This window comes from Ensifer sp. ENS08 (assembly GCF_014852195.1).
Lineage (GTDB): Bacteria > Pseudomonadota > Alphaproteobacteria > Rhizobiales > Rhizobiaceae > Ensifer > Ensifer adhaerens.
In genome coordinates, this window is sequence record NZ_JACVBF010000019.1 from 127342 (window position 1) to 145842 (window position 18501).

17 protein-coding genes and 1 pseudogene are annotated in these 18501 nt (G+C 59.9%); 9 read left to right on the plus strand and 9 right to left on the minus strand.

The genetic code is table 11. From position 1 onward, the window contains the following. Positions 1–56: 56 nt before the first annotated feature. A pseudogene (locus tag IB272_RS35130) lies at positions 57–542 on the plus strand (NAD(P)H-dependent oxidoreductase); the annotation flags it as partial. A 78-nt stretch (positions 543–620) separates the two neighbouring features. On the opposite strand, the gene IB272_RS29515 reads toward IB272_RS35130, so the two are convergent. The 3 genes from IB272_RS29515 to IB272_RS29525 are packed head-to-tail and all read right to left on the minus strand — an operon-like array spanning position 621 to position 3088. After that, positions 621–1403 (minus strand): SDR family oxidoreductase, encoded by a 783-nt coding sequence (locus tag IB272_RS29515; RefSeq protein WP_192445599.1) that lies wholly within the window; start codon positions 1401–1403, stop codon positions 621–623. Positions 1404–1418: 15 nt separating this feature from the next. Beyond that, positions 1419–2615 (minus strand): aminotransferase class V-fold PLP-dependent enzyme, encoded by a 1197-nt coding sequence (locus tag IB272_RS29520; RefSeq protein WP_244495229.1) that lies wholly within the window; start codon positions 2613–2615, stop codon positions 1419–1421. Continuing rightward, positions 2609–3088: a RidA family protein gene (locus tag IB272_RS29525; protein ID WP_060520498.1), complete on the minus strand. Its 480-nt coding sequence runs from the start codon at positions 3086–3088 to the stop codon at positions 2609–2611. The genes IB272_RS29520 and IB272_RS29525 overlap by 7 nt, the downstream gene beginning before the upstream one ends. Before the next feature lie 121 nt (positions 3089–3209). Here IB272_RS29525 and IB272_RS29530 point away from each other — a divergent pair, with 121 nt between their 5' ends. Together IB272_RS29530 and IB272_RS29535 are read left to right on the plus strand one after the other, a co-directional pair. Further along, a complete protein-coding gene (locus IB272_RS29530) occupies positions 3210–4130 on the plus strand; it encodes a LysR substrate-binding domain-containing protein (protein ID WP_090297464.1) in 921 nt (306 codons plus the stop codon). A 403-nt stretch (positions 4131–4533) separates the two neighbouring features. Next, the gene (locus IB272_RS29535) at positions 4534–5643 is read left to right on the plus strand and encodes an NAD(P)/FAD-dependent oxidoreductase (protein WP_192358368.1); all 1110 of its coding nucleotides are present in this window, start codon (positions 4534–4536) and stop codon (positions 5641–5643) included. A 314-nt stretch (positions 5644–5957) separates the two neighbouring features. Here the strand turns inward: IB272_RS29535 and IB272_RS29540 are convergent, their stop codons facing one another. Next, on the minus strand, positions 5958–6365 hold the full coding sequence (locus tag IB272_RS29540) for a type II toxin-antitoxin system VapC family toxin (RefSeq protein WP_192358370.1): 408 nt from the start codon (positions 6363–6365) through the stop codon (positions 5958–5960). Then, on the minus strand, positions 6365–6619 hold the full coding sequence (locus IB272_RS29545) for a type II toxin-antitoxin system Phd/YefM family antitoxin (RefSeq protein WP_192358372.1): 255 nt from the start codon (positions 6617–6619) through the stop codon (positions 6365–6367). The genes IB272_RS29540 and IB272_RS29545 overlap by 1 nt, the downstream gene beginning before the upstream one ends. A gap of 652 nt (positions 6620–7271) precedes the next feature. Between IB272_RS29545 and IB272_RS35135 the strand changes: the two genes are divergently transcribed. Together IB272_RS35135 and IB272_RS29550 are read left to right on the plus strand one after the other, a co-directional pair. Beyond that, positions 7272–7505, plus strand: a complete 234-nt coding sequence (locus IB272_RS35135) for a hypothetical protein (RefSeq protein ID WP_246810465.1) — start codon at positions 7272–7274, stop codon at positions 7503–7505. A gap of 120 nt (positions 7506–7625) precedes the next feature. Then, positions 7626–8438 carry a hypothetical protein gene (locus IB272_RS29550; RefSeq protein WP_246810466.1) on the plus strand — a complete coding sequence of 271 codons (813 nt, stop codon included), beginning with the start codon at positions 7626–7628 and terminating at the stop codon, positions 8436–8438. 55 nt (positions 8439–8493) lie between these two features. Here IB272_RS29550 and IB272_RS29555 read toward each other — a convergent pair whose 3' ends face one another. The 4 genes from IB272_RS29555 to IB272_RS29570 all read right to left on the minus strand — a co-directional run bounded on the left by IB272_RS29555 (position 8494) and on the right by IB272_RS29570 (position 9806). After that, positions 8494–8769, minus strand: a complete 276-nt coding sequence (locus IB272_RS29555; protein ID WP_034799791.1) for a hypothetical protein — start codon at positions 8767–8769, stop codon at positions 8494–8496. Between the two features lie 73 nt (positions 8770–8842). Next, positions 8843–9223, minus strand: a complete 381-nt coding sequence (locus IB272_RS29560) for a DUF6481 family protein (RefSeq protein WP_034806060.1) — start codon at positions 9221–9223, stop codon at positions 8843–8845. A gap of 29 nt (positions 9224–9252) precedes the next feature. Then, positions 9253–9477, minus strand: a complete 225-nt coding sequence (locus IB272_RS29565; protein ID WP_034806064.1) for a hypothetical protein — start codon at positions 9475–9477, stop codon at positions 9253–9255. Positions 9478–9596: 119 nt separating this feature from the next. Further along, positions 9597–9806, minus strand: a complete 210-nt coding sequence (locus IB272_RS29570) for a cold-shock protein (RefSeq protein WP_034806062.1) — start codon at positions 9804–9806, stop codon at positions 9597–9599. Positions 9807–10574: 768 nt separating this feature from the next. Between IB272_RS29570 and IB272_RS29575 the strand changes: the two genes are divergently transcribed. The 4 genes from IB272_RS29575 to IB272_RS29590 all read left to right on the plus strand — a co-directional run. Further along, complete coding sequence (locus IB272_RS29575; RefSeq protein WP_192358374.1) at positions 10575–11246, plus strand: CBS domain-containing protein; 672 nt, start codon at positions 10575–10577, stop codon at positions 11244–11246. Positions 11247–11412: 166 nt separating this feature from the next. After that, entirely contained in the window at positions 11413–13869 is a 2457-nt protein-coding gene (locus tag IB272_RS29580; RefSeq protein WP_192358376.1) for a phosphoketolase family protein, read from the plus strand. Positions 13870–13890: 21 nt separating this feature from the next. After that, entirely contained in the window at positions 13891–17739 is a 3849-nt protein-coding gene (locus tag IB272_RS29585) for a glycosyl transferase (RefSeq protein WP_192445600.1), read from the plus strand. A gap of 2 nt (positions 17740–17741) precedes the next feature. Next, positions 17742–18501, plus strand: a 760-nt coding sequence (locus IB272_RS29590) for a glucoamylase family protein (RefSeq protein ID WP_281435541.1), incomplete at its 3' end; no start/stop codon positions are given.

Here is an 18501-nt window from a genome sequence, read left to right on the forward strand (position 1 = left end):
TCCTTAGCGCACTGGGGGTACTTGGGAGCATTTCGGGGCTGAGGTGTGCTTCATCTGATCCCTCCGGCTTACCGCTTCCGGATGATGCACCCGTGCGCCATCCGAAGGTCCAGGAACGCCGGGAACTTTCGGCATGGTCGGAGGGCCAGGTCTGGGGCAGCCCGGAGCGCCCCAGGATCATGAAGGCGCAGATCGACTGGATCCCGCTGTCCGTCGGCTCGATCTGTGCGACGCAGGGGAAGTCCCTTGGGTCATGCAAGTCGGGTGGTTCTCAGTCCTTCGATGCCATCAATACCCTCCGGCTGCCCGGCCGCTGGATGCGCATGATCACGATCCCCAAACGTCAGTCGCCAAGGCCTATCAGGAGTACGACGGAAATGGACGTATGAAGCCATCGTCCCACTACGACCGCGTTGTCGACCTCTGCGAGGAACTGATGAAATTCACGCTGCTGACGCGTCGCCTATCTCGTCGACCGATACAGCGAGCGCAAGGAAGACGTGGAGAAGCCGGAACAGCGCGTCAAACTCAAGTCGATCTGATCATCAAAGGGTATTCGATAATATTCGAATACCCTCTGACACGGAAATGAGGTCCGCGATGCCGTGAGACGTTGGAACTTAAGCAAGCGTCGACCTGAAAGCGCCACCGTCGAGCAGAATATTCTGGCCGACAATATAGCCTGCGTACTGGCTGCAAAGAAATGCCGCGGCAGCGCCGAACTCCTCAATCGTGCCGAAGCGCCCGGTCGGATTCTCCGCATGCGCCTCCTGCCGCGCCTGGTCGATTGAGATGCCCTTCACTTCTGCCCGTCGCTGGAGAAGCACGGCTACACGATCAGTCTCATGTGACCCCGGTAGGAGGTTGTTGATCGTTACGCCATGTTTCGCGACTTGCCTTGCCGTCCCTGCCACAAAACCGGTCAGTCCGCTGCGGGATGCGTTGGATAGGCCCAACTCCGGGATCGGTGACTTTACCGAGGCGGAGGTGATGTTGACGACGCGCCCCCAGCTCCTATCGATCATACCGGGCAGAACCGCTTTCATCAGCAAGATCGGGGTCAGCATGTTAGCGTTCAGTGCGTTCAACCATTCATTCGTCTCCCAATCAGTCCATAAGCCAGGCGGCGGTCCCCCTGCGTTGGTGACGAGGATGTCGGCTTTCGGTTCCGCTTCGAGAAGCTCTTGCCGTCCTTCTACGGTCGTCACGTCTGCTGCCACGGCATAGACTTCGGCACTTGTCAGCTCGCGAAGCTCCCTCGCGGTGGCCTCCAGCGCGTCCCGGTTACGACCGTTCAGGGTAACGATCACGCCCGCCTCTGCGAGCTTCTGCGCCACGCCTCTGCCCAGCCCTTTCGAGCTCGCGCAGACGATCGCGCGCTTGCCACTTATTCCCAAATCCATCGTGGTTCCGTCCTTCTATTGGATCGCATCTTTTGCGATGTGCTCAACCGCATGGATCAGGCCATCGACCTCTCCCGCCGTATTGAAATAACTGACCGAGGCTCGAGCTATTTCCTGCAGTCCGCGCGCCGTCATGTCGAAGGGCGTGTAGGGTACGCCGTTCGCCCCGATTGAGATACTCTTCTCTGCTAGTCTGCGTCTCACAACCGATGCCGAAATTCCCTCCACCGTGAAAGAAACAAGGCCCGACTGTTTCTCCCCGAGATCGCGCACCTCAACCGCCGGAATACGTTTCAACCCGTCCCGAAGCCGGGTTGCCAGTCGGGCTATGCGGGCTTGGATCGCCTCGACACCCAACTCCGAAGCCAGCGCGAGTGCTTCGCCGAGCCCCAGGAGCAGTGATATAGGCGCTTCGGACGTTTCGAATAGACGAGCATCTTTCCTCAGCTCGACTTTTCCATTCACGAGAGGGCCGGAGCTCACGTCAACGAAACTGGGATCGAGCTTCTCAAGAAAATTGGAGCGAACGTAGACGAGAGCCGTTCCGCGCGGCCCTCTAACGTATTTCCTGCCGGCCGCCTTGAGCACATCGCAACCTATCCTCGACACATCGATAGGAAGCTGACCAAGTGCCTGCCCGGCATCCACGAAGTATGGGATGCGAGCCGCGTTGGCGACCCGCCCGATGGCTTCGGCGTCGTTTATCAATCCCCCGTTGGCGGGAAGCCATGTTAGCGAGATCATGCGCACCTTGTCGTCGATCATTGCGGAAAGAGCGTTCGGATCGACACTGCCGTCTTCCGCGCAGGGAATGGTCTCGATACTTGCCCCGGCATGGCTTGCCGCACGCTGCATCGATGCGACATTACCGCCCCATTCCTGTCGCCCAATTAAAATGCGCTCGCCCGACCTCAGCTGTGGCAACGCGGCAAACACGCTCCCCCAAAGGGCAGACCCCGATCCACCGAAGGCAACCTCGCCTTCGTCGGCGCCGATGAACTTGGCAGCATTGGTACGAAGTATCGCAAACTCGTCCGCAACCAGTGCGGCAGCTTCCATCGGACCTCGCGTCGATTCCAGCATCAAGTGTCCGACAATCGCTTCGGTGACCCGCCTCGGTGGGAGCGAAGCTCCGGCGTGATTGAAGTGACTTCGCTGGGCGCAGCCGGGTGTGTCGTTGCGCAGGCCGTCGATTATTGCGTCGGTCAGCACCTGGTCTCCTCCAGTTCAACAACCGCATCGATCTCGACGGCTGCCCCCGAGGGAAGCGAGCTGACACCAATGGCGGCCCTCGTGTGCTGCCCGGCTTCGCCGAACACCGCAACCATCAGATCGGAGGCACCGTTTGCAACCTTCGAGTGATCCTTGAACTCGCTCGTTGCCGCGACGAATACGCCAAGCTTCACGATGCGGCGGACAGACGAAAGCGAGCCGTCTGTATTGGAAGCGATCTGTCCGAGAAGATTAAGGGCTGCGATGCGCGCCGCTTGCACCCCCTGCTCGTGAGATATGTCCGCACCCAGGGTGCCTGCAATGATCTCACCGGCCGGCGCCTTGCTGATCTGACCGGAAATGAACAACAGGTTGCTCGTGTGGACCACCGAAATGTAATTCGCAGCCGGAGACGTCGGCGCGGGAAGTTCCAGGCCAAGAGTAACCAGTTGGTCACGGATGGAAATCGTCATCGTTTTCTCCTTTTCTTTCTTGCTTCATGAAAGAAATCCGAGGAGCCCGCCAATTCAAAGCTTTGCGCCCTGCGATCGAATTCGTTAATATCAGCCGTCATTGATCCGCGAGGCATCGGCATTGCGCAGTTCCCCGTTCCTCCCACCCCTTTCCGCGGCCAGGGTCTTCCAGGTGGTAGCAAACCGAGGGAGCTTTCGATTGGCCGGCGAGGAACTGCTCATTACGCAAAGCGCGGTGAGCCACCACATCAAGCAGCTCGAGAGTGCTCTCGGTACTCCACTCTTTCGTCGCAAGAGTAAAAGCATTGAGCTGACCGAGGCGGGCACAATGTTTCTTGCCACCGTCGACGAGGCCTTCACTGTGCTGTCGGAGGGCACCGCGAGGGTGCGCTCGCGATCCGGGCAGACCAGCTTGCGCGTGAGCCTGCTTCCCTCTTTCGCCGCCAACTGGCTGGTCAACAGACTTGGCAGTTTCCTCAAGAGCTACCCGGCGATCGAACTCGAATTGGATCCGACCCTGCGCATTGTCGATGTCGGGCGAGGCGAAGCGGATATCGCGATCCGATTTGGCGATTTTGGCGGGAGCAAACAGTCCTGCGTGCACCTCGCAAACGAAGATTTGTCTCCGGTGTTGAGCCCGGCGCTATACGGAGACGGATCCCAGTTTCAATCCGCGCTAGACCTACTCAACCAAGAGATATTACAGGCCAAGAGCGGCCTCGAGTGGCAGCTGTGGTCGGAGGCAGCCGGATTTCCGCTTGAGAGGGCCAAACAGACCCGGCTGACTGACTACAACATTGTATTGCAAGCTGCTCTTGATGGTCAGGGTGTCGCCATGGGGCGAGGCCTTCTTGTTCGGGAGCATATTCGGGCGGGGCGCCTGGTTAGGCCCTTGTCGGCTTCGTTGAGCTCACAGAAAGCTGCATACTGGGCAGCCTTCGACCCGCTCTCGAAGAAACTCGAAGCGATAGAGGCGTTTGTCGCCTGGTTGAAAAATGAGATGACCCTATCGGCGCAGAGAACGTCCGGCCCCATTTTTTGATCGATGCAATCGTCGTCGCAACGGTAAGATTTACCGGCGGATACCTCTGGACGCGCGCCACCAAGTATTTCTGCACAAGCTAGAACCTCAACACCGAGGAAGTAGCACTTGTTCCCCATAGAGTGGCAGACCCGGCTCTACCCCAGTGAGGCACCTTCCACATTGTGCGATCAGATCGTGAGGCTTTCGGTCTCTCCTCACTTTTCCTTTGGCGTGGAAAATGAAATCCGTCTAATTGGGGCTGCAACGACCGCTCGGCCGCTCCCGCCCCAAAAAACATTCTCGCCGAAGGCATGGAAACGCAACCCGTGCAATACAGGCGGAGTACAAGGGGAGACAGCGCCCCGCCCACTTGTCCGCCGACCCCTGTCGAATTAGGCTCCATTCCGGGAGCGACCATCGAGTGGATACTTATGTCGTCATTGTCGGAGCCGGGCCGGCCGGCCTTGCGGTCGGCGCCTGCCTAAGACGGGCGGGGCTGGATTTCGTCATCCTCGAAATGGCGCATGAGATCGCCCCCGCCTGGCGACGCCACTACGGGCGGCTGCACCTTCATACGGTGAAGGCGTTCTCCGCGCTGCCGCACATGCCATTCCCCAAGGACTATCCGCGCTATGTGCCGCGCGAGAAGATGGTCGCCTATCTCGACGCTTATGCCGAGCGCTTCGAGCTACGACCGCGCTTCGGCGAGACGGTCAAGTCCATCCGCCGCAAGGACGGCGGCTACCTGGTCGAGACCGGAACGGAGACATTCTGCGCAGGCCACGTCGTGATCGCCAGCGGCAACAATGCGGAGCCCTTCGTTCCCAGCCTGCCCGAAATCGAGGCCTTCAAGGGCAGGCGGCTGCACAGCGCTGACTACACTGAAGCCGCGCCCTTCGCCGGCCAGTCGGTTCTGGTTGTCGGTATGGGTAACACCGGCGCTGAGATTGCGCTCGACCTTGCCGAGTGCAGCGCCCGCCCGACGCTGTCGGTACGAAACGGCATCCACATCGTGCCGCGCCAGCTGTTCGGCGTGCCGATCCAGATCATCGCCATCGCAACCCAACCGCTGCCGCGAGCTGTGAACGACCGGTTGTTCCCCACCATCCTCGACCTCGCGCTAGGTAAGCTCGAAAAATACGGCATCGCCAGGCCGAAGCAGGGCATTCTTGCGCAGATCAACGCCGGACGCATTCCGGTCATCGATGTCGGCACGGTGAGAGCGATCAAATCCGGCGACATCAAAGTGGCATCAGACATCAAGCGTTTCACCGAGCGCGGTGCCACTTTCGTTTCCGGCAGGCATGCGGAGTTCGACAGCGTCATCCTCGCGACCGGCTACCGGCCGAGTTTCGAGAAGTTCCTGCCGGCGGCATTGCGGCCCGGCAAGAGCGGCGTCACTCGCCAAGCCGCCGCGCTCGGCCTTTATCTCGTCGGTTTCCACAATCCGGTCACCGGCCTGCTCAGGGAGATCGGTCGAGAGGCGGCCGCGGTGAGCGCGGATATCGAGCGGCGGAGCAGCACAAAGTGATTGCGTCAAAGTTTCAGCGATGGGTGCTTCGTCCGCGCGCGCCCCAAACATGGAGCATAGGGGTGGTCGCTACCCGGACGCCGATCAGCGTGTCATCGCCGCCGACCTACAATAAGGTTCTCGTAATGGGAAAATCCAAGGCTAGGCTAGGCTCGGCATCGCCATGCAACGCGAGCGCGTCGCAATAACGACCGTGATTGAGCCTCCGCTCACTGCGGAGGCTCAATCAATTGCATACCGCAAGATCCAAGCCCCGGCGAACAGTTGGTCCGAAAAACTATCCTCGAGAAAGGGTGTCCGTCGCGACGGGCGGCTCACGCCGACGTTTCCCAAGGATTGATTACGGAGGCATCTGTGTCTTCGAAATCCTTGAAGTTGCGCGTGACAAGGACGAGATCGTGGACGATCGCGGTCGCGGCGATCAACCCGTCAGTATCACCGCGGGGGCGGATTGCCGCGATGCGGCCCCATTCGACCGCGATTTGGTCTGTTATAGGCAAAATGCGGTCGCCATGGTCGTGGCGCAGCTTGCGCAGCCATTCGGTGAGGTGTGCTGCAGTCTTCGGATCCGACCTCTGTTTCAGGGCAATGCCGCGCATGATTTGGCCGAGGGTGAGCGCGCTCAGGTGGATGCTGAGCGGATCGACAGAGCGCAGCCAAGACACCGCCTGCGACGTGCCACGTCGCGCCTCTGACACAATGTTTGTGTCAACCAGGTACATCAGAATGCCACATCGCGGCTTGGCGTCTTGATGCGTACATTCACCGCATCAGCGAGTTGGTCGTCCCAAGCGGGACCGCCAAGCAGGTCATCGACCAACGTCGGCCGGCCAGCCCGTAGGGCGTCGTAGTCATGAGCGGACAGTACAACGGCGCTGCGCTCCCCCCGCAGCGTGACAATCTGCGGTCCCTCGTGGCGGGCCTTCTGCACCACCTTCGAGAATTGGTTCTTGGCGTCCTGCAGTTGCCATTCCATAGCTCCACTCCAAGTTGGCTAGACTGTCCAGCTATCCTATCGCTCGCGATTTAACGGGGAAAAGCGCGATCGATAGACCTCTGCCCGCAACGCCACGCGAGCTCACTCGCAGGACTTGCATGGGACACCGAACTTGCTGAGCAAATTTGGCCAGATCTTCCTTTTGTCGGAAATGAATGGTGCACATTACGCAATCATTTTGGCCCGGAACGTGAACAGCGCAGCAACTAGGGTTTGTCAACCCAGGCCCTTCGCACCTGGGTCGCCGGCGTCGCTCGGGGCAGGCAACGCGAGCCCGAGCCTTGCTCTTGCCTGACCGAAGACGGCTCGCGCAGTTCATCCTCCATCCGGGCTAATGGCGGGACGGTCAAACGCATGATAGATTAATATTAGTTATTGCGCATATAAATTTGCTTGTTGGAGGCGACATAACTCGCATTCCTTCAATGGACGTTTATGGCTTGCCTACGCTGTCGGTGGGGAATTTTTCCGGCTGACTTTCCTCTCGTCGACCTTTCCGACATTCGCGGGAAGCCACCGCAACCTGACGGGATCGCTCGGACCGCCGCGCGGCAGGCATGTGGGGGACTGCGCGGCTGCGACCGGCAACTATGCCGGATCGATTTCGCATCGGGTATGAGAGGGAGGGGACATGCTGAAGAACATGATGCTGCTGTTGATCTCGCTCACGGTGGCGCTCGGGGCCGGGGAAGCAATGCTGCGTATGTTTACGCCGTTTCCGATCGGCACACGGACGCACAAGAGCATCGACGAGAAATATGGCTATCGCCTCGATCCGGCACTCGGCGACGTAGACAAGGCCGGCTTCCGGGATCCACCTGGAGCAGGTCATGACTTTCAGGTCGCGGCGATCGGGATTCGATGACCTATGGCAACAACGTTGATAGCGCGCATTCTTGGCCGGCTGCTTTCGCGGCAATGACGGGGCGAACGCACGTACAACTTCGGTGTTGGGAGCTACGGTATCTACACCTATCACGCCATCGTGCACGATGCTTTGCCCGCGGGCGCGAAAGGCAACATTGTCGCCGTATTCCCTGCCAACGACTTCGCAGTCGTCTTTTCCGCCTGTGATATCAAGAATGCCCGTTCCGACTTCTGGCTCTCAGAGCAGAGGCGGCTTCATCTGCAGGCCCTGTTCGGTGACGCGGGAGGTTATTGGCAGTGTGCCGAGCAATCCGCGAGCCTCAAGACGAAGCTTGTCGAGAATGTCGCGATCCTGAGTGTCTATCACCATGAGATCGGGGAACGACTAAAGACTCTTTACGCCCGACTGTTCAAACCGGGCGATGATGAAACATCCGAATACTACACATTTCCGGACGGATGCCCTTCCGTCCTGAAGCGCTATGTCGACGACCACGGCCGCATGGCGGATCTGGCGTCACCCGAAACCGCAGCAATGTTCAGCGACTTCCAGCGGTTTGCGGCCGATTGGGCACAGCAGCGGCCGGGGCGGGTGGGCATTCTGCTCATTCCATCGAAAGAGCGCGTAATCTTCGAATGCCTGCGTCGCCATGACCGGCTGGCGTCAGCTGCGCCGGAATTTGTCCTCAGCGTTGAACGTCAGGTTGCGCTTGAAGACAAGATTCGCGAGACCGCAGAGGAGCTCGGTTTGCCGTATCGAAGCGCGCTTGCCGCAACCGCCGATGCCCTGCAGGATGCGATCGTTGCCGGGCAGCGCCTTTATCCTGAAAGAGACGGCCATCCGTTTGAAGCCGGTTACAGCGCGTTCGCACGGACAGCATCATTGCTTTGGGATGAGATGACGGTGAGGGCCGCCCAGCCTGGCGACTAGTCGGCGTTGATGAAGCAACGTGAAATCGCTGATCGCGGCGAGCGTATGCATCCAGTCAGGCTCGGTCGTACGTAAAGGACGTCAGCAAGGTGGTTACGAAATTGCTCGCCCGTTCCTTGACGAGCACCTCGGTCCACTCATTGGTCCCTCGAAGCCTTAGATCGGTGTAGATGCTGTCGACGGCGGCCTCTTCGATGCGTTTGATGTGCGCCTTGAAATTTGCCTCGCCGCCGGCATGGTACATGTCCCGTATAACCATGCGCAGGATTTCTTGGATTGCGATTTGCCACGACGTGTTGATCGCCTGGAGTTCATTCGCATCCGGTGCCATCGGCGTTCCCTTTCGTATTGAGTGTCCCGAGCATGACATCGCCATGCTGTCGGGTAACGGCGCAACGGAAAAATTATCCTTGTCTTGCCTTGCGATTGGCATAGCGCCTGTCGCGGTTGGCCTTTCGCACCGCCTCATCTTCGATCACCCGCGCTATACGCGCGTTTTCGGCGATCGCCCGCGCTTCGGTTTCGGCGACTGCTGCCGCCTCAACGGCTGCCTGCCGCTCTGTCGCCTCGGTCTCGATACGCTTTTGTTCCTCAAGCTTCAGACGCTCGCGTTCAACGCGCCGCTCTTCACGAGCGGTGGAAAGGGCTTCGCGCTCGGCCTGCCTTGCCATCCTCCCTGGTTCTGCTGCAGTCCTTGCCGCTCGGTAGGCGTTCAAGAGAGCAGCTTTGGCGTCTGCCGATGCGGCTCGGCGGTCGGAGATGTCGTTTTTTCCGGCGTTCTTCATTCGTATCCCAATAGTAAGTGCGTCCGAGATCAGCGTGTGTTGGCGCGTTTGGCGATGAGGTTGCGTGTCGCCGACAAGCGGTCGGCCAACTCCTTTGCAAGGCGTTCCTCTCGAAGCCGGAGAGTCTTGGCATCCCGGGCCTGAGCAACGGATTCCACCTCTTCCATCGCGTTGTTTTTGGAGAAGAACTGCGTCTGGACTTTCATGAAGGCGATTTCCGCCTGCTGACGGGATTTGCTATGTGCTTCTATCATTGGAACCTCAACCAGTTCGGCGTCGCGAACAAAAAAGGCCAGGCGAAACGCCCGGCCTTGTTGAAACTGCTTCCGGCAATGCCAGTACATCCGTGGTCAAAGGGAAGCAAATCTCAATTTTAGGCAGACTGCAGATTGGTAGCAGACATCTTGCCCGACTTATTGTCGCGCTCGAGCTCGAAGCCGATCTTTTGCCCTTCGACGAGTTCGCGCATTCCAGCGCGCTCGACGGCGGAGATGTGCACGAACGCGTCTGCGCCACCGTTATCAGGCTGGATGAAGCCGAAGCCCTTGGTGGAGTTGAACCATTTTACTGTGCCTGTGGTCATGATGAACCCTTTCAAAGCATAGAGTGAGGGACCGCTCAGCCTATGCTGAGCAGGTGGAAACCGACTGTTTTTGAAAGGGAAGTTCGCTTAAAGCGCGGTGCCAATCGCGCGGTAGACAAAGCTCGGCAAGCAAAAGATCGATGCCGCATCTATAAGTGACTTGGATTGGCGCGTCAACGATTAGTTTTCCAAGATGCGGTATTCACCCTGTGATTGTACTCATATCATCGTGGCGCGAGCGAAGGCGCGTTTGCACCGGCCGTGCGACAGCGTCTGCGGTCACGGTGGGACAATAATTGATGGCACGCCGACGCATCAAGCGTGTTATCGCACGCGACACCGTGCCTGGGCTGATGAAAATGTACCGGAAACTCGGCCTGTCGTTCTGGCACTCTCTCGGCGATCGCCTCGGCCTCGATGGTCATCCCGCCGCTCGCCACCCTTGTCAGTACGGCCGCGCGTGCTCGCCCCCCTCTTGATAGCCGCATTGGGCCGTTCTGCGGGTGGCGATCCGTTTGCCACCATACACTCACATAAACCCGAGAGAGGGATCCGCGCGGGATCGGGCGTGTCGGCCCCTAATCGAGAACTGAAGCCACTGGACGACGAAACAAAAGGCCCCAGATCCGAACCAGGTAGAAAGAGGGGCCGGTTGAAGCGGGGATACAAGAACGACCCTCGAGAAACCAACAGGTTGTCGAACTGCCATGATAGGTTTACCTTATGCCCGCTGGTGACGGTGCCAAGTCCTTCTGGAGCGGGATCGACATGCGTGTCAAAGATGTAATGACGACGTCAGTCGTCAAGCTGTCTCCTGACAACGGCGTCCGGCAGGCAGCCCGGATCATGCTCGACAATCGTATCAGCGGCCTTCCCGTGGTCGACCATGATGGAGCCCTGGTGGGTGTCATCAGTGAAGGCGATCTCATTCGCCGGACCGAACTTGGCGGCGGCATGCCGGTTGCCGATCCGACCGAGGCCGAGGATGAACGGGCCAGCGCCTATGTGCGCCGGTCCTCCTGGAGGGTTGGTGACGCCATGACCACCGATCCTGTCACGATCGACGAGAACGCGTCTGTCGAGCGCGTCGCAGTGCTGATGCAGGAACGCAGCATCAAGCGCATTCCTGTCTTGAAGGATGGCCGCCTTGTCGGGGTCGTCGGCCGCGCAGACCTTTTGCAGGCAATCGTCACAGCCAGTCAGGACGAGACAGCGGCTGGCGACGAAGCCATCCAGCGCAGCATTCTCGTCCGCCTTAACGAAAACACCGGGCTTGAAGGCCTGGACATAAAGGTCGCGGTGTCCGATGGCATCGTTCAACTCTGGGGCCATGTCGATACGAAGGGTTGCAGAAGGGCCGCGCGGATTCTTGCCCAAAGCGTTCGCGGCGTCCGGGGTGTGGTCGAGCATTGCGCTGAATCGGATCTGCAACAGCCCTGATCCGAGACTCTGCGGCGGCGCGTCTCCTCCACCCGCAGACTGTGAACTGCACAAATAGGCCGTGTCGTTGCCGAAATGGCGGCCTTGCAACGGACGGATGACTGCGGCGAGCGACAGCAGACCGGCAAAGGTTTCAAGCACATGTCCTATCGATCGGGAGGCTCAGATGGTTTCGCCTGAAACAGCATCGATGAAAGAGACGGCATCCGGAAAATCAGCAGCACCGTTATCGGCCGACGAACTCCGCCTGATGGACGCCTATTGGCGCGCTTCGAACTATCTGTCGGTCGGGCAGATCTACCTGCTCGACAATCCGCTTCTGCGCGAGCCGCTGAAGCGCGAGCACATCAAGCCGCGCCTGCTCGGCCATTGGGGCACGTCGCCGGGCCTCAACATGCTCTACGTGCATCTCAATCGCGTCATCAAACGCGACGACCTCGACATGATCTATATCATCGGTCCCGGCCATGGCGGGCCGTCTCTTGTGGCGCATGCCTATCTGGAAGGGACCTATACGGAGTTTTATCCGAACATCGCCGAAGACGCCGAAGGCATGCAGCGGCTGTTCAAGCAGTTCAGCTTTCCCGGCGGCATCCCGAGCCATGTGGCGCCGGAAACGCCCGGCAGCATCCATGAGGGCGGCGAGCTTGGTTATGCGCTCAGCCACGCCTATGGCGCCGCCTTCGACAATCCCAATCTGGTCGTTGCTTGCATCGTCGGCGATGGCGAGGCCGAGACCGGGCCGCTTGCGACGGGCTGGCAGAGCAACAAGTTCCTCAACCCTGCCCGCGACGGCTGTGTTCTGCCGATCCTGCACCTGAACGGCTACAAGATCGCCAATCCCTGCTTCCTCGCCCGCATTCCGCACGACGAGTTGAAGAAGTTCTTCGAGGGCATGGGCTACAAACCCTATTTCGTCGAAGGGCATGATCCGGCAAAGGTCCACCAGCAACTGGCAGACGTGCTCGATACGGCGACGGCCGAAATCCGGCAGATTTGGGACGATGCCCGCATCAGGGGCAATCTGAAGCGCCCGGCCTGGCCGATGATCATCTTCCGCACGCCAAAGGGCTGGACCTGCCCGCCGGAAATCGACGGCAAGAAATGCGAGGACTACTGGCGCGCGCACCAGGTGCCGATGGGCGAGATGGATAAGCCCGAGCACATCCGTATCCTCGAACAATGGATGAAGAGCTATCGCCCGGAAGAACTCTTCACTGACGAGGGCCGGCTGAAGCCCGAGATCGCGGCGCTCGCCCCATCGGGACATCGCCGCATGAGCGACAATCCGCATGCAAACGGCGGCCTGCTGTTGCGCGACCTGAAAATGCCGGGCTTCCGGGACTACGCCGTCGACGTTCCGAGCCCGGGTGCCACGACCGTGGAAGCGGCGCGCGTGATGGGCAAGTTCCTGCGCGACGTGATGAAGAACAACATGGACGCGAAGAACTTCCGGCTGTTCAGCCCGGACGAAAACAACTCCAACCGATGGCAGGATGTGCTCGAGGTCACCGACCGCTGCTACATGGCCGAGATCTATCCCGAGGACGATCACCTCTCACCGGATGGCCGCATCATGGAGGTCTTGAGCGAGCATCAATGCCAGGGTTGGCTTGAAGGCTATCTCTTGACCGGGCGCCACGGCTTCTTCTCCTGCTACGAAGCCTTCATCCACATCATCGATTCCATGTTCAACCAGCACGCCAAGTGGCTGAAGGTCTGCAATGAGATCCCCTGGCGCCGGCCGGTCGCGTCGCTCAATTATTTCCTGAGCTCCCATGTCTGGCGGCAGGATCACAACGGTTTCAGCCATCAGGATCCGGGCTTCATTGATCATGTCGTCAACAAGAAGGCTGAGGTCGTCCGCGTCTACCTGCCGCCGGATGCCAATACGCTGCTGTCGGTCACCGACCATTGCCTGCGCAGCCGCAACTACGTCAACGTCGTCGTCGCCGGCAAGCAGCCGGGCCCACAATGGCTGACGATGGAACAGGCCGTGCGCCATTGCAGCATGGGTGTGAGCATCTGGGACTGGGCCAGCAACGACGCCAACAGTGAGCCGGACGTCGTCATGGCCTGCTGCGGCGACACTCCGACGCTGGAAACCCTCGCCGCCGTCCAGCTGTTGCGCGAGCATCTGCCTGAAGTGAAGGTCCGGGTCGTCAACGTCGTCAACCTGATGAAGCTGCAGCCGGCGGAAGAACACCCGCATGGCCTTTCGGACAGCGACTTTGATGGCATCTTCACCAGGGACAAGCCGATCATCTTTGCGTTCCACGGCTACCCGTGGCTGATCCATCGCCTCACCTATCGCCGCACCAATCACGGCAACCTGCATGTTCGCGGCTACAAGGAAGAAGGCACGACCACGACACCGTTCGACATGGTGGTGCTGAACGAACTCGACCGCTTCCACCTGGCCGGCGATGCCATCGATCGCCTGCCGCAGCTCGGCGCGCGGGCGGCCTACTTCAAGCAGGCGATCCAGGCCAAGCTGATCGAGCACCGGGAGTATATCGAGAAGCATGGCGACGACATGCCCTCGATCAGCGGCTGGAAATGGGGCGTTAACGGGGCGCAGCCTGCCAAGGCTGGGACATCGACCGAAGGGGACAATGTCTAGCCCCCATCAAGGATCGATCTGATGGTCCGGCCAGTTGACACGATCGACATCAGTACGACACGTCTGGCAGGCGTGCCTCCTGACACGACCCTGCTTTCGAATGGGCACTACAACGTCCTTCTGACAGAGGCCGGCGCCGGGTATGAAACCTGGCGCGGCCTCGACATCACGCGTTGGCGTGAGGACGTCACGCGCGATTGCTGGGGCCAGTTCTGCTACGTCCGCGACCTTGAGAGCGGCGAGGTCTGGACGATTGGCCGGCAGCCGATTTGCCATCCGGAGGCGATCTACGAACACACGTTTCACGGAGATCGTGCCGAGTATCGCTGTTTGCTCGGAGACATCGAAATTCAATGGGTGGTGTCGGTTGCACAGGACTGCGATGCTGAAGTGCGCTTGCTGAAACTCAGCAACAAAGGTGAGAAAGCGCGAAAGCTTGAACTGACAAGCTATTGCGAAGTCTGCCTGAATGGCCGAAGCGCCGATAGCGCACATCCGGCATTTGCCAAGCTTTTCATCGAAACCTGGTTCGATACCGAAACAAGCGCATTGTTCGCACGGCGCAGGCCGCGCAGCGCATCGGAGCGCCCCATCTGGGCGGTACATGTGTCTGCGTCAAGCCGCCAAGTCCATGCGGTGGAATATGAAACGGACCGCTACAGATTTCTTGGCCGACGGCGGACGCCTTCAAATCCTGGCGCTCTGGGGCCGGGGAGCCGCTTATCTGGGACGACGGGTCCCGTGCTCGACCCTATCTTCAGCATGCGCCGCACAGTCGATCTGGAACCCTCCGGAACGGAACTGATCGCATTCGTGACAGGCGCAGCGGACAGTGAGGCAGGCGCTACCACAATAGCCAGCCGCTTCACTCATATCGACGCCGCGCGTCAAGCGTTACAAGAGAGGGAGAAACACACTGAAGACCCGCCTTGGTCCCCGTCTCTTCAAGACTTGGCCGTCTACGACCGGCTCCTAGCATATCTGGCATTCGGTGTTGCCGGCTTAAGGGAAGGCAGCACACCCGACACAAGACGACTGAACCGCGACGACTTGGGATCGGCGGGACTGTCGGGAGCCGTCCCAATTCTTCTGCTGCGTATCGACAAAACAGATAAGGAATCCCTCGTCGACAATGTCATCAATGCCCACGCATTCCTTGCCGGTCGCGGATTTCCTTTCGATCTCGCGGTCCTTGATGAAAGGCAGGCCAGTGAAAGCTTAAAGCTGAGCGCCGATGCGGCGGTCCATGTGGAGCAAACCCTCGGCAAAACCGGGGGGATTCATTTCCCACCCAGGGCGAGTGTCTCGTCCGATGCAGAAAATGCGATCACGGCCGCCGCGCGCCTCGTCCTTTGTTGCAGCCAAGGATCCCTTGCGGATCAACTTTCGGCGAGATCGACCACCACTTTTTCCACGAACAAGACCATGACGAATGTCTCTGTCTCGCACGAAAAGCGTCACGAGGCACCACGAGCTAACCTGCTTTTTTGGAATGGCCGCGGCGGGTTTACCAAAGACGGGCGCGAATATGTGATCGCAGGCGACGCGACGCCAACACCGTGGTGCAACGTCCTTGCCAATAGCGCGTTTGGCTGCCTGACAAGCGATAGCGGCCTTGGCTACACCTGGGCGGGCAACAGCCAATTGAACAGGCTCACGCCTTGGTCAAACGACCCGGTTTCGGACCCGCCGAGTGAAGTTGTCTACCTGCGAGATGAACAGACCGCCGAGCTGTGGACGCCGACACCTTTGCCGCTCGGCCAGGCATCGACCACAAGAACGAGGCATGGCCAAGGTTACACGTGTTATGAAAGCAGTCGCGGGCCACTGCACCATGAAATGACCGTGCACGTCCCGGCCGCGGGAGCGATCAAGGTCATCCGTCTTGCCATTCGCAACGACGGAAAACGACTTCGCCGCCTTACCGCCACCTATTTCGTTGAATGGGTCCTCGGCACACTGCGCGAAAGCGCGCAGTCCCGGGTCGAATGCGAATTTGACAGCGAGATTGGTGCCGTCGTTGCCCGGAACATCTGGAAGGGCGATTTTTCCGGCACGCTCGCATTCGCCGCTTCAAGCGCGCCTGTCCGGTCGTTCACATGTAATCGGCGCGCGTTCCTCGGCAGAAACGGTTCCATCGCTCAGCCGGTGGGATTGGAAGGCTTCGATCTCGGGGGGCATACCGGCTCTCTGCTCGACCCCTGCGCGGCCCTCATGGTCAGCGTTTCAGTCCCACCGTCCGAGACCGTCGAGCTGGTATTCGTGCTCGGGCAGGCCGAAAACCGCGCGGAAACGCACAGGCTCGTGCGCGAACATGCCGAACCGAAGGCGGCCAGGAAGGCGCTGGCAGTCGTTTCACAATATTGGGATCAGCTGCTGAACTCCGTCACGGTTCGAACGCCAGACATAGCCTTCAACCTGATGATGAACCGCTGGTTGCTCTATCAGGTGTTGGCTTGCCGTATCTGGGCGCGAACAGGGTTTTACCAGTCCGGTGGCGCCTACGGATTTCGCGACCAACTCCAGGACGTGGCAACCCTCGTCCATTGCGCACCCGATGAGGCGCGAGCGCACATTCTTCGAGCCGCCTCGCGCCAGTTTTCCGAGGGAGACGTTCAACACTGGTGGCATCCGCCATCGGGTGCCGGCGTGCGCACACGCATGACGGACGACCTCTACTTTCTGCCCTACGTCGTCCATCACTACGTATCGGTCTCCGGAGACTATGGGCTCCTGAGTGAGCAGGTTCGTTTCCTCGTCTCGCCGCCTCTAACGGACGATGAGGAGGAGCGCTACGAGGTGCCTCCGGCCAGCCAGGAAAGCGGGACCGTCTATGAGCACTGCTGTCGAGCGCTGGACCGAGGTCTGAGGCTAGGCAGCCACGGGCTTCCGCTTATGGGAACGGGCGACTGGAACGACGGCATGAACCGAGTCGGCGCGGAAGGCAAAGGCGAGAGTGTATGGAACGGGTGGTTCTTTCTGACGGTCCTTCAATCTTTTGCAGCCATCGCTTCGGCGATGGCTGATGAGGAACGAGCCAAATGGTGCAAAGAGCGCGCCGAGACCCTGCGCATGTCCTTGGAGACCCACGCCTGGGATGGCGGCTGGTATCGCCGCGCCTACTTCGACGATGGCACGCCTCTCGGGTCCCAGTTGAATGACGAGTGCCAGATCGATGCGATCCCACAGGCCTGGGCAGTTATCTCGGGTGTTGCAGATGCCAAGCGTAGCGCGCAGGCAATGCGCGCGGTTTGGGAACGGCTCGTTCGTACCGATAACGGTTTGATACAGCTTTTCGACCCACCCTTTGACAAGGGCTCGCTGCAGCCCGGCTACATAAAGGGCTATGTGCCCGGAATTCGGGAGAACGGCGGCCAGTACACCCACGCGGCCACGTGGGTGGCGCTGGCGACCGCATTGCTGGGGGATGGCGATCGGGCATTTCAACTCTGGAGCATGCTCAATCCGATCAACCATGCCCTGTCACCCAAAGACACCGACCGCTACATGGTCGAGCCCTACGTTGTCAGTGCCGACGTTTATGGCGCCGCTCCTCACACCGGCCGCGGTGGCTGGACGTGGTATACGGGATCTGCGGGCTGGCTGTACCGGGTCGGCCTTGAGGCCATTCTCGGCATTCGACGTCAGGGCCGCCGGCTTTTTGTCGAGCCATGCATTCCCGTCGGGTGGTCAACATTCGACGTGGATTTTCGCCATGGAAGGTCGACTTACCGCATCAAGGTGAGCCGAGATACCAAACGAGCAAAAGACCACTATGCACTGAGCCTCGATGGTAAGAAGGTTGCTGACCGAAGTGTTCCACTTGTGGATGACGGACGAGATCACGACGTCCTTCTCGTGGTGGCCTAACCATGTCGGGATTGCTGTCGACAGATCCCGAACTGAACCGCATGCCGACCGAGCAGGATCTTGCCCGGTTGCAGTTCACGACGCTGCTCTACTATCTCCACTGCACCAACCCGGACAACGGCCTGGTCCGTGACAAGACGCAGGAAGACGCGCCCGCAAGCATCGCCGCGGTCGGCATGGCGCTCGCGACGATCCCGGTGTTGGTCGAGCGCGGCATCGTCATCCGCAAGTTTGCCGCAAAGATCGCGCGTCGGCGCTTGCAGTTTCTCCTGGAGTGCCCGCAGGGACCGGAACCCGACGCCTCCGGCTACAAGGGCTTCTTCTACCACTTCCTCGACATCGAGACCGGCAGGCGCGTTTGGGAGTGCGAGCTTTCGACGATCGACTCCGCCTTTCTTTTCGCGGGTGCTCTGACGGTGGCCGCCTATTTCGACGGCGATGGCGCCGAAGAAGTTGAAATCCGCAGGGTGGCAAACGCGCTCTATGAACGGGCCGACTGGAACTGGGCCTGCGATCACGGGCTGACGCTCACCCACGGCTGGCGGCCGGAAAGCGGCTTCATCCCCTATCGCTGGCGTGGCTACGACGAGGGCCTGCTCCTCTACATCCTCGGCCTCGGCTCACCGACCCACCCGCTCCCGCCGGAAGCCTATGCGGCCTACACCGCAAGCTACGACTGGCGGAACCTTTACGGGCGCGAATTGCTCTATTCGGGACCGCTCTTCACCCACCAACTCTCGCATATGTGGGTCGATTTCCGCG

Excerpts from the sequence above, each read along its gene's own strand:
- IB272_RS29515 (WP_192445599.1), bottom strand. The coding sequence starts at position 1,403 with ATGGATTTGGGAATAAGTGGCAAGCGCGCGATCGTCTGCGCGAGCTCG.
- IB272_RS29525 (WP_060520498.1), bottom strand. The coding sequence starts at position 3,088 with ATGACGATTTCCATCCGTGACCAACTGGTTACTCTTGGCCTGGAACTT.
- IB272_RS29540 (WP_192358370.1), bottom strand. The coding sequence starts at position 6,365 with ATGTACCTGGTTGACACAAACATTGTGTCAGAGGCGCGACGTGGCACG.
- IB272_RS29545 (WP_192358372.1), bottom strand. The coding sequence starts at position 6,619 with ATGGAATGGCAACTGCAGGACGCCAAGAACCAATTCTCGAAGGTGGTG.
- IB272_RS35135 (WP_246810465.1), top strand. The coding sequence starts at position 7,272 with ATGCTGAAGAACATGATGCTGCTGTTGATCTCGCTCACGGTGGCGCTC.
- IB272_RS29555 (WP_034799791.1), bottom strand. The coding sequence starts at position 8,769 with ATGGCACCGGATGCGAATGAACTCCAGGCGATCAACACGTCGTGGCAA.
- IB272_RS29560 (WP_034806060.1), bottom strand. The coding sequence starts at position 9,223 with ATGAAGAACGCCGGAAAAAACGACATCTCCGACCGCCGAGCCGCATCG.
- IB272_RS29565 (WP_034806064.1), bottom strand. The coding sequence starts at position 9,477 with ATGATAGAAGCACATAGCAAATCCCGTCAGCAGGCGGAAATCGCCTTC.
- IB272_RS29570 (WP_034806062.1), bottom strand. The coding sequence starts at position 9,806 with ATGACCACAGGCACAGTAAAATGGTTCAACTCCACCAAGGGCTTCGGC.
- IB272_RS29575 (WP_192358374.1), top strand. The coding sequence starts at position 10,575 with ATGCGTGTCAAAGATGTAATGACGACGTCAGTCGTCAAGCTGTCTCCT.
- IB272_RS29580 (WP_192358376.1), top strand. The coding sequence starts at position 11,413 with ATGGTTTCGCCTGAAACAGCATCGATGAAAGAGACGGCATCCGGAAAA.
- IB272_RS29585 (WP_192445600.1), top strand. The coding sequence starts at position 13,891 with ATGGTCCGGCCAGTTGACACGATCGACATCAGTACGACACGTCTGGCA.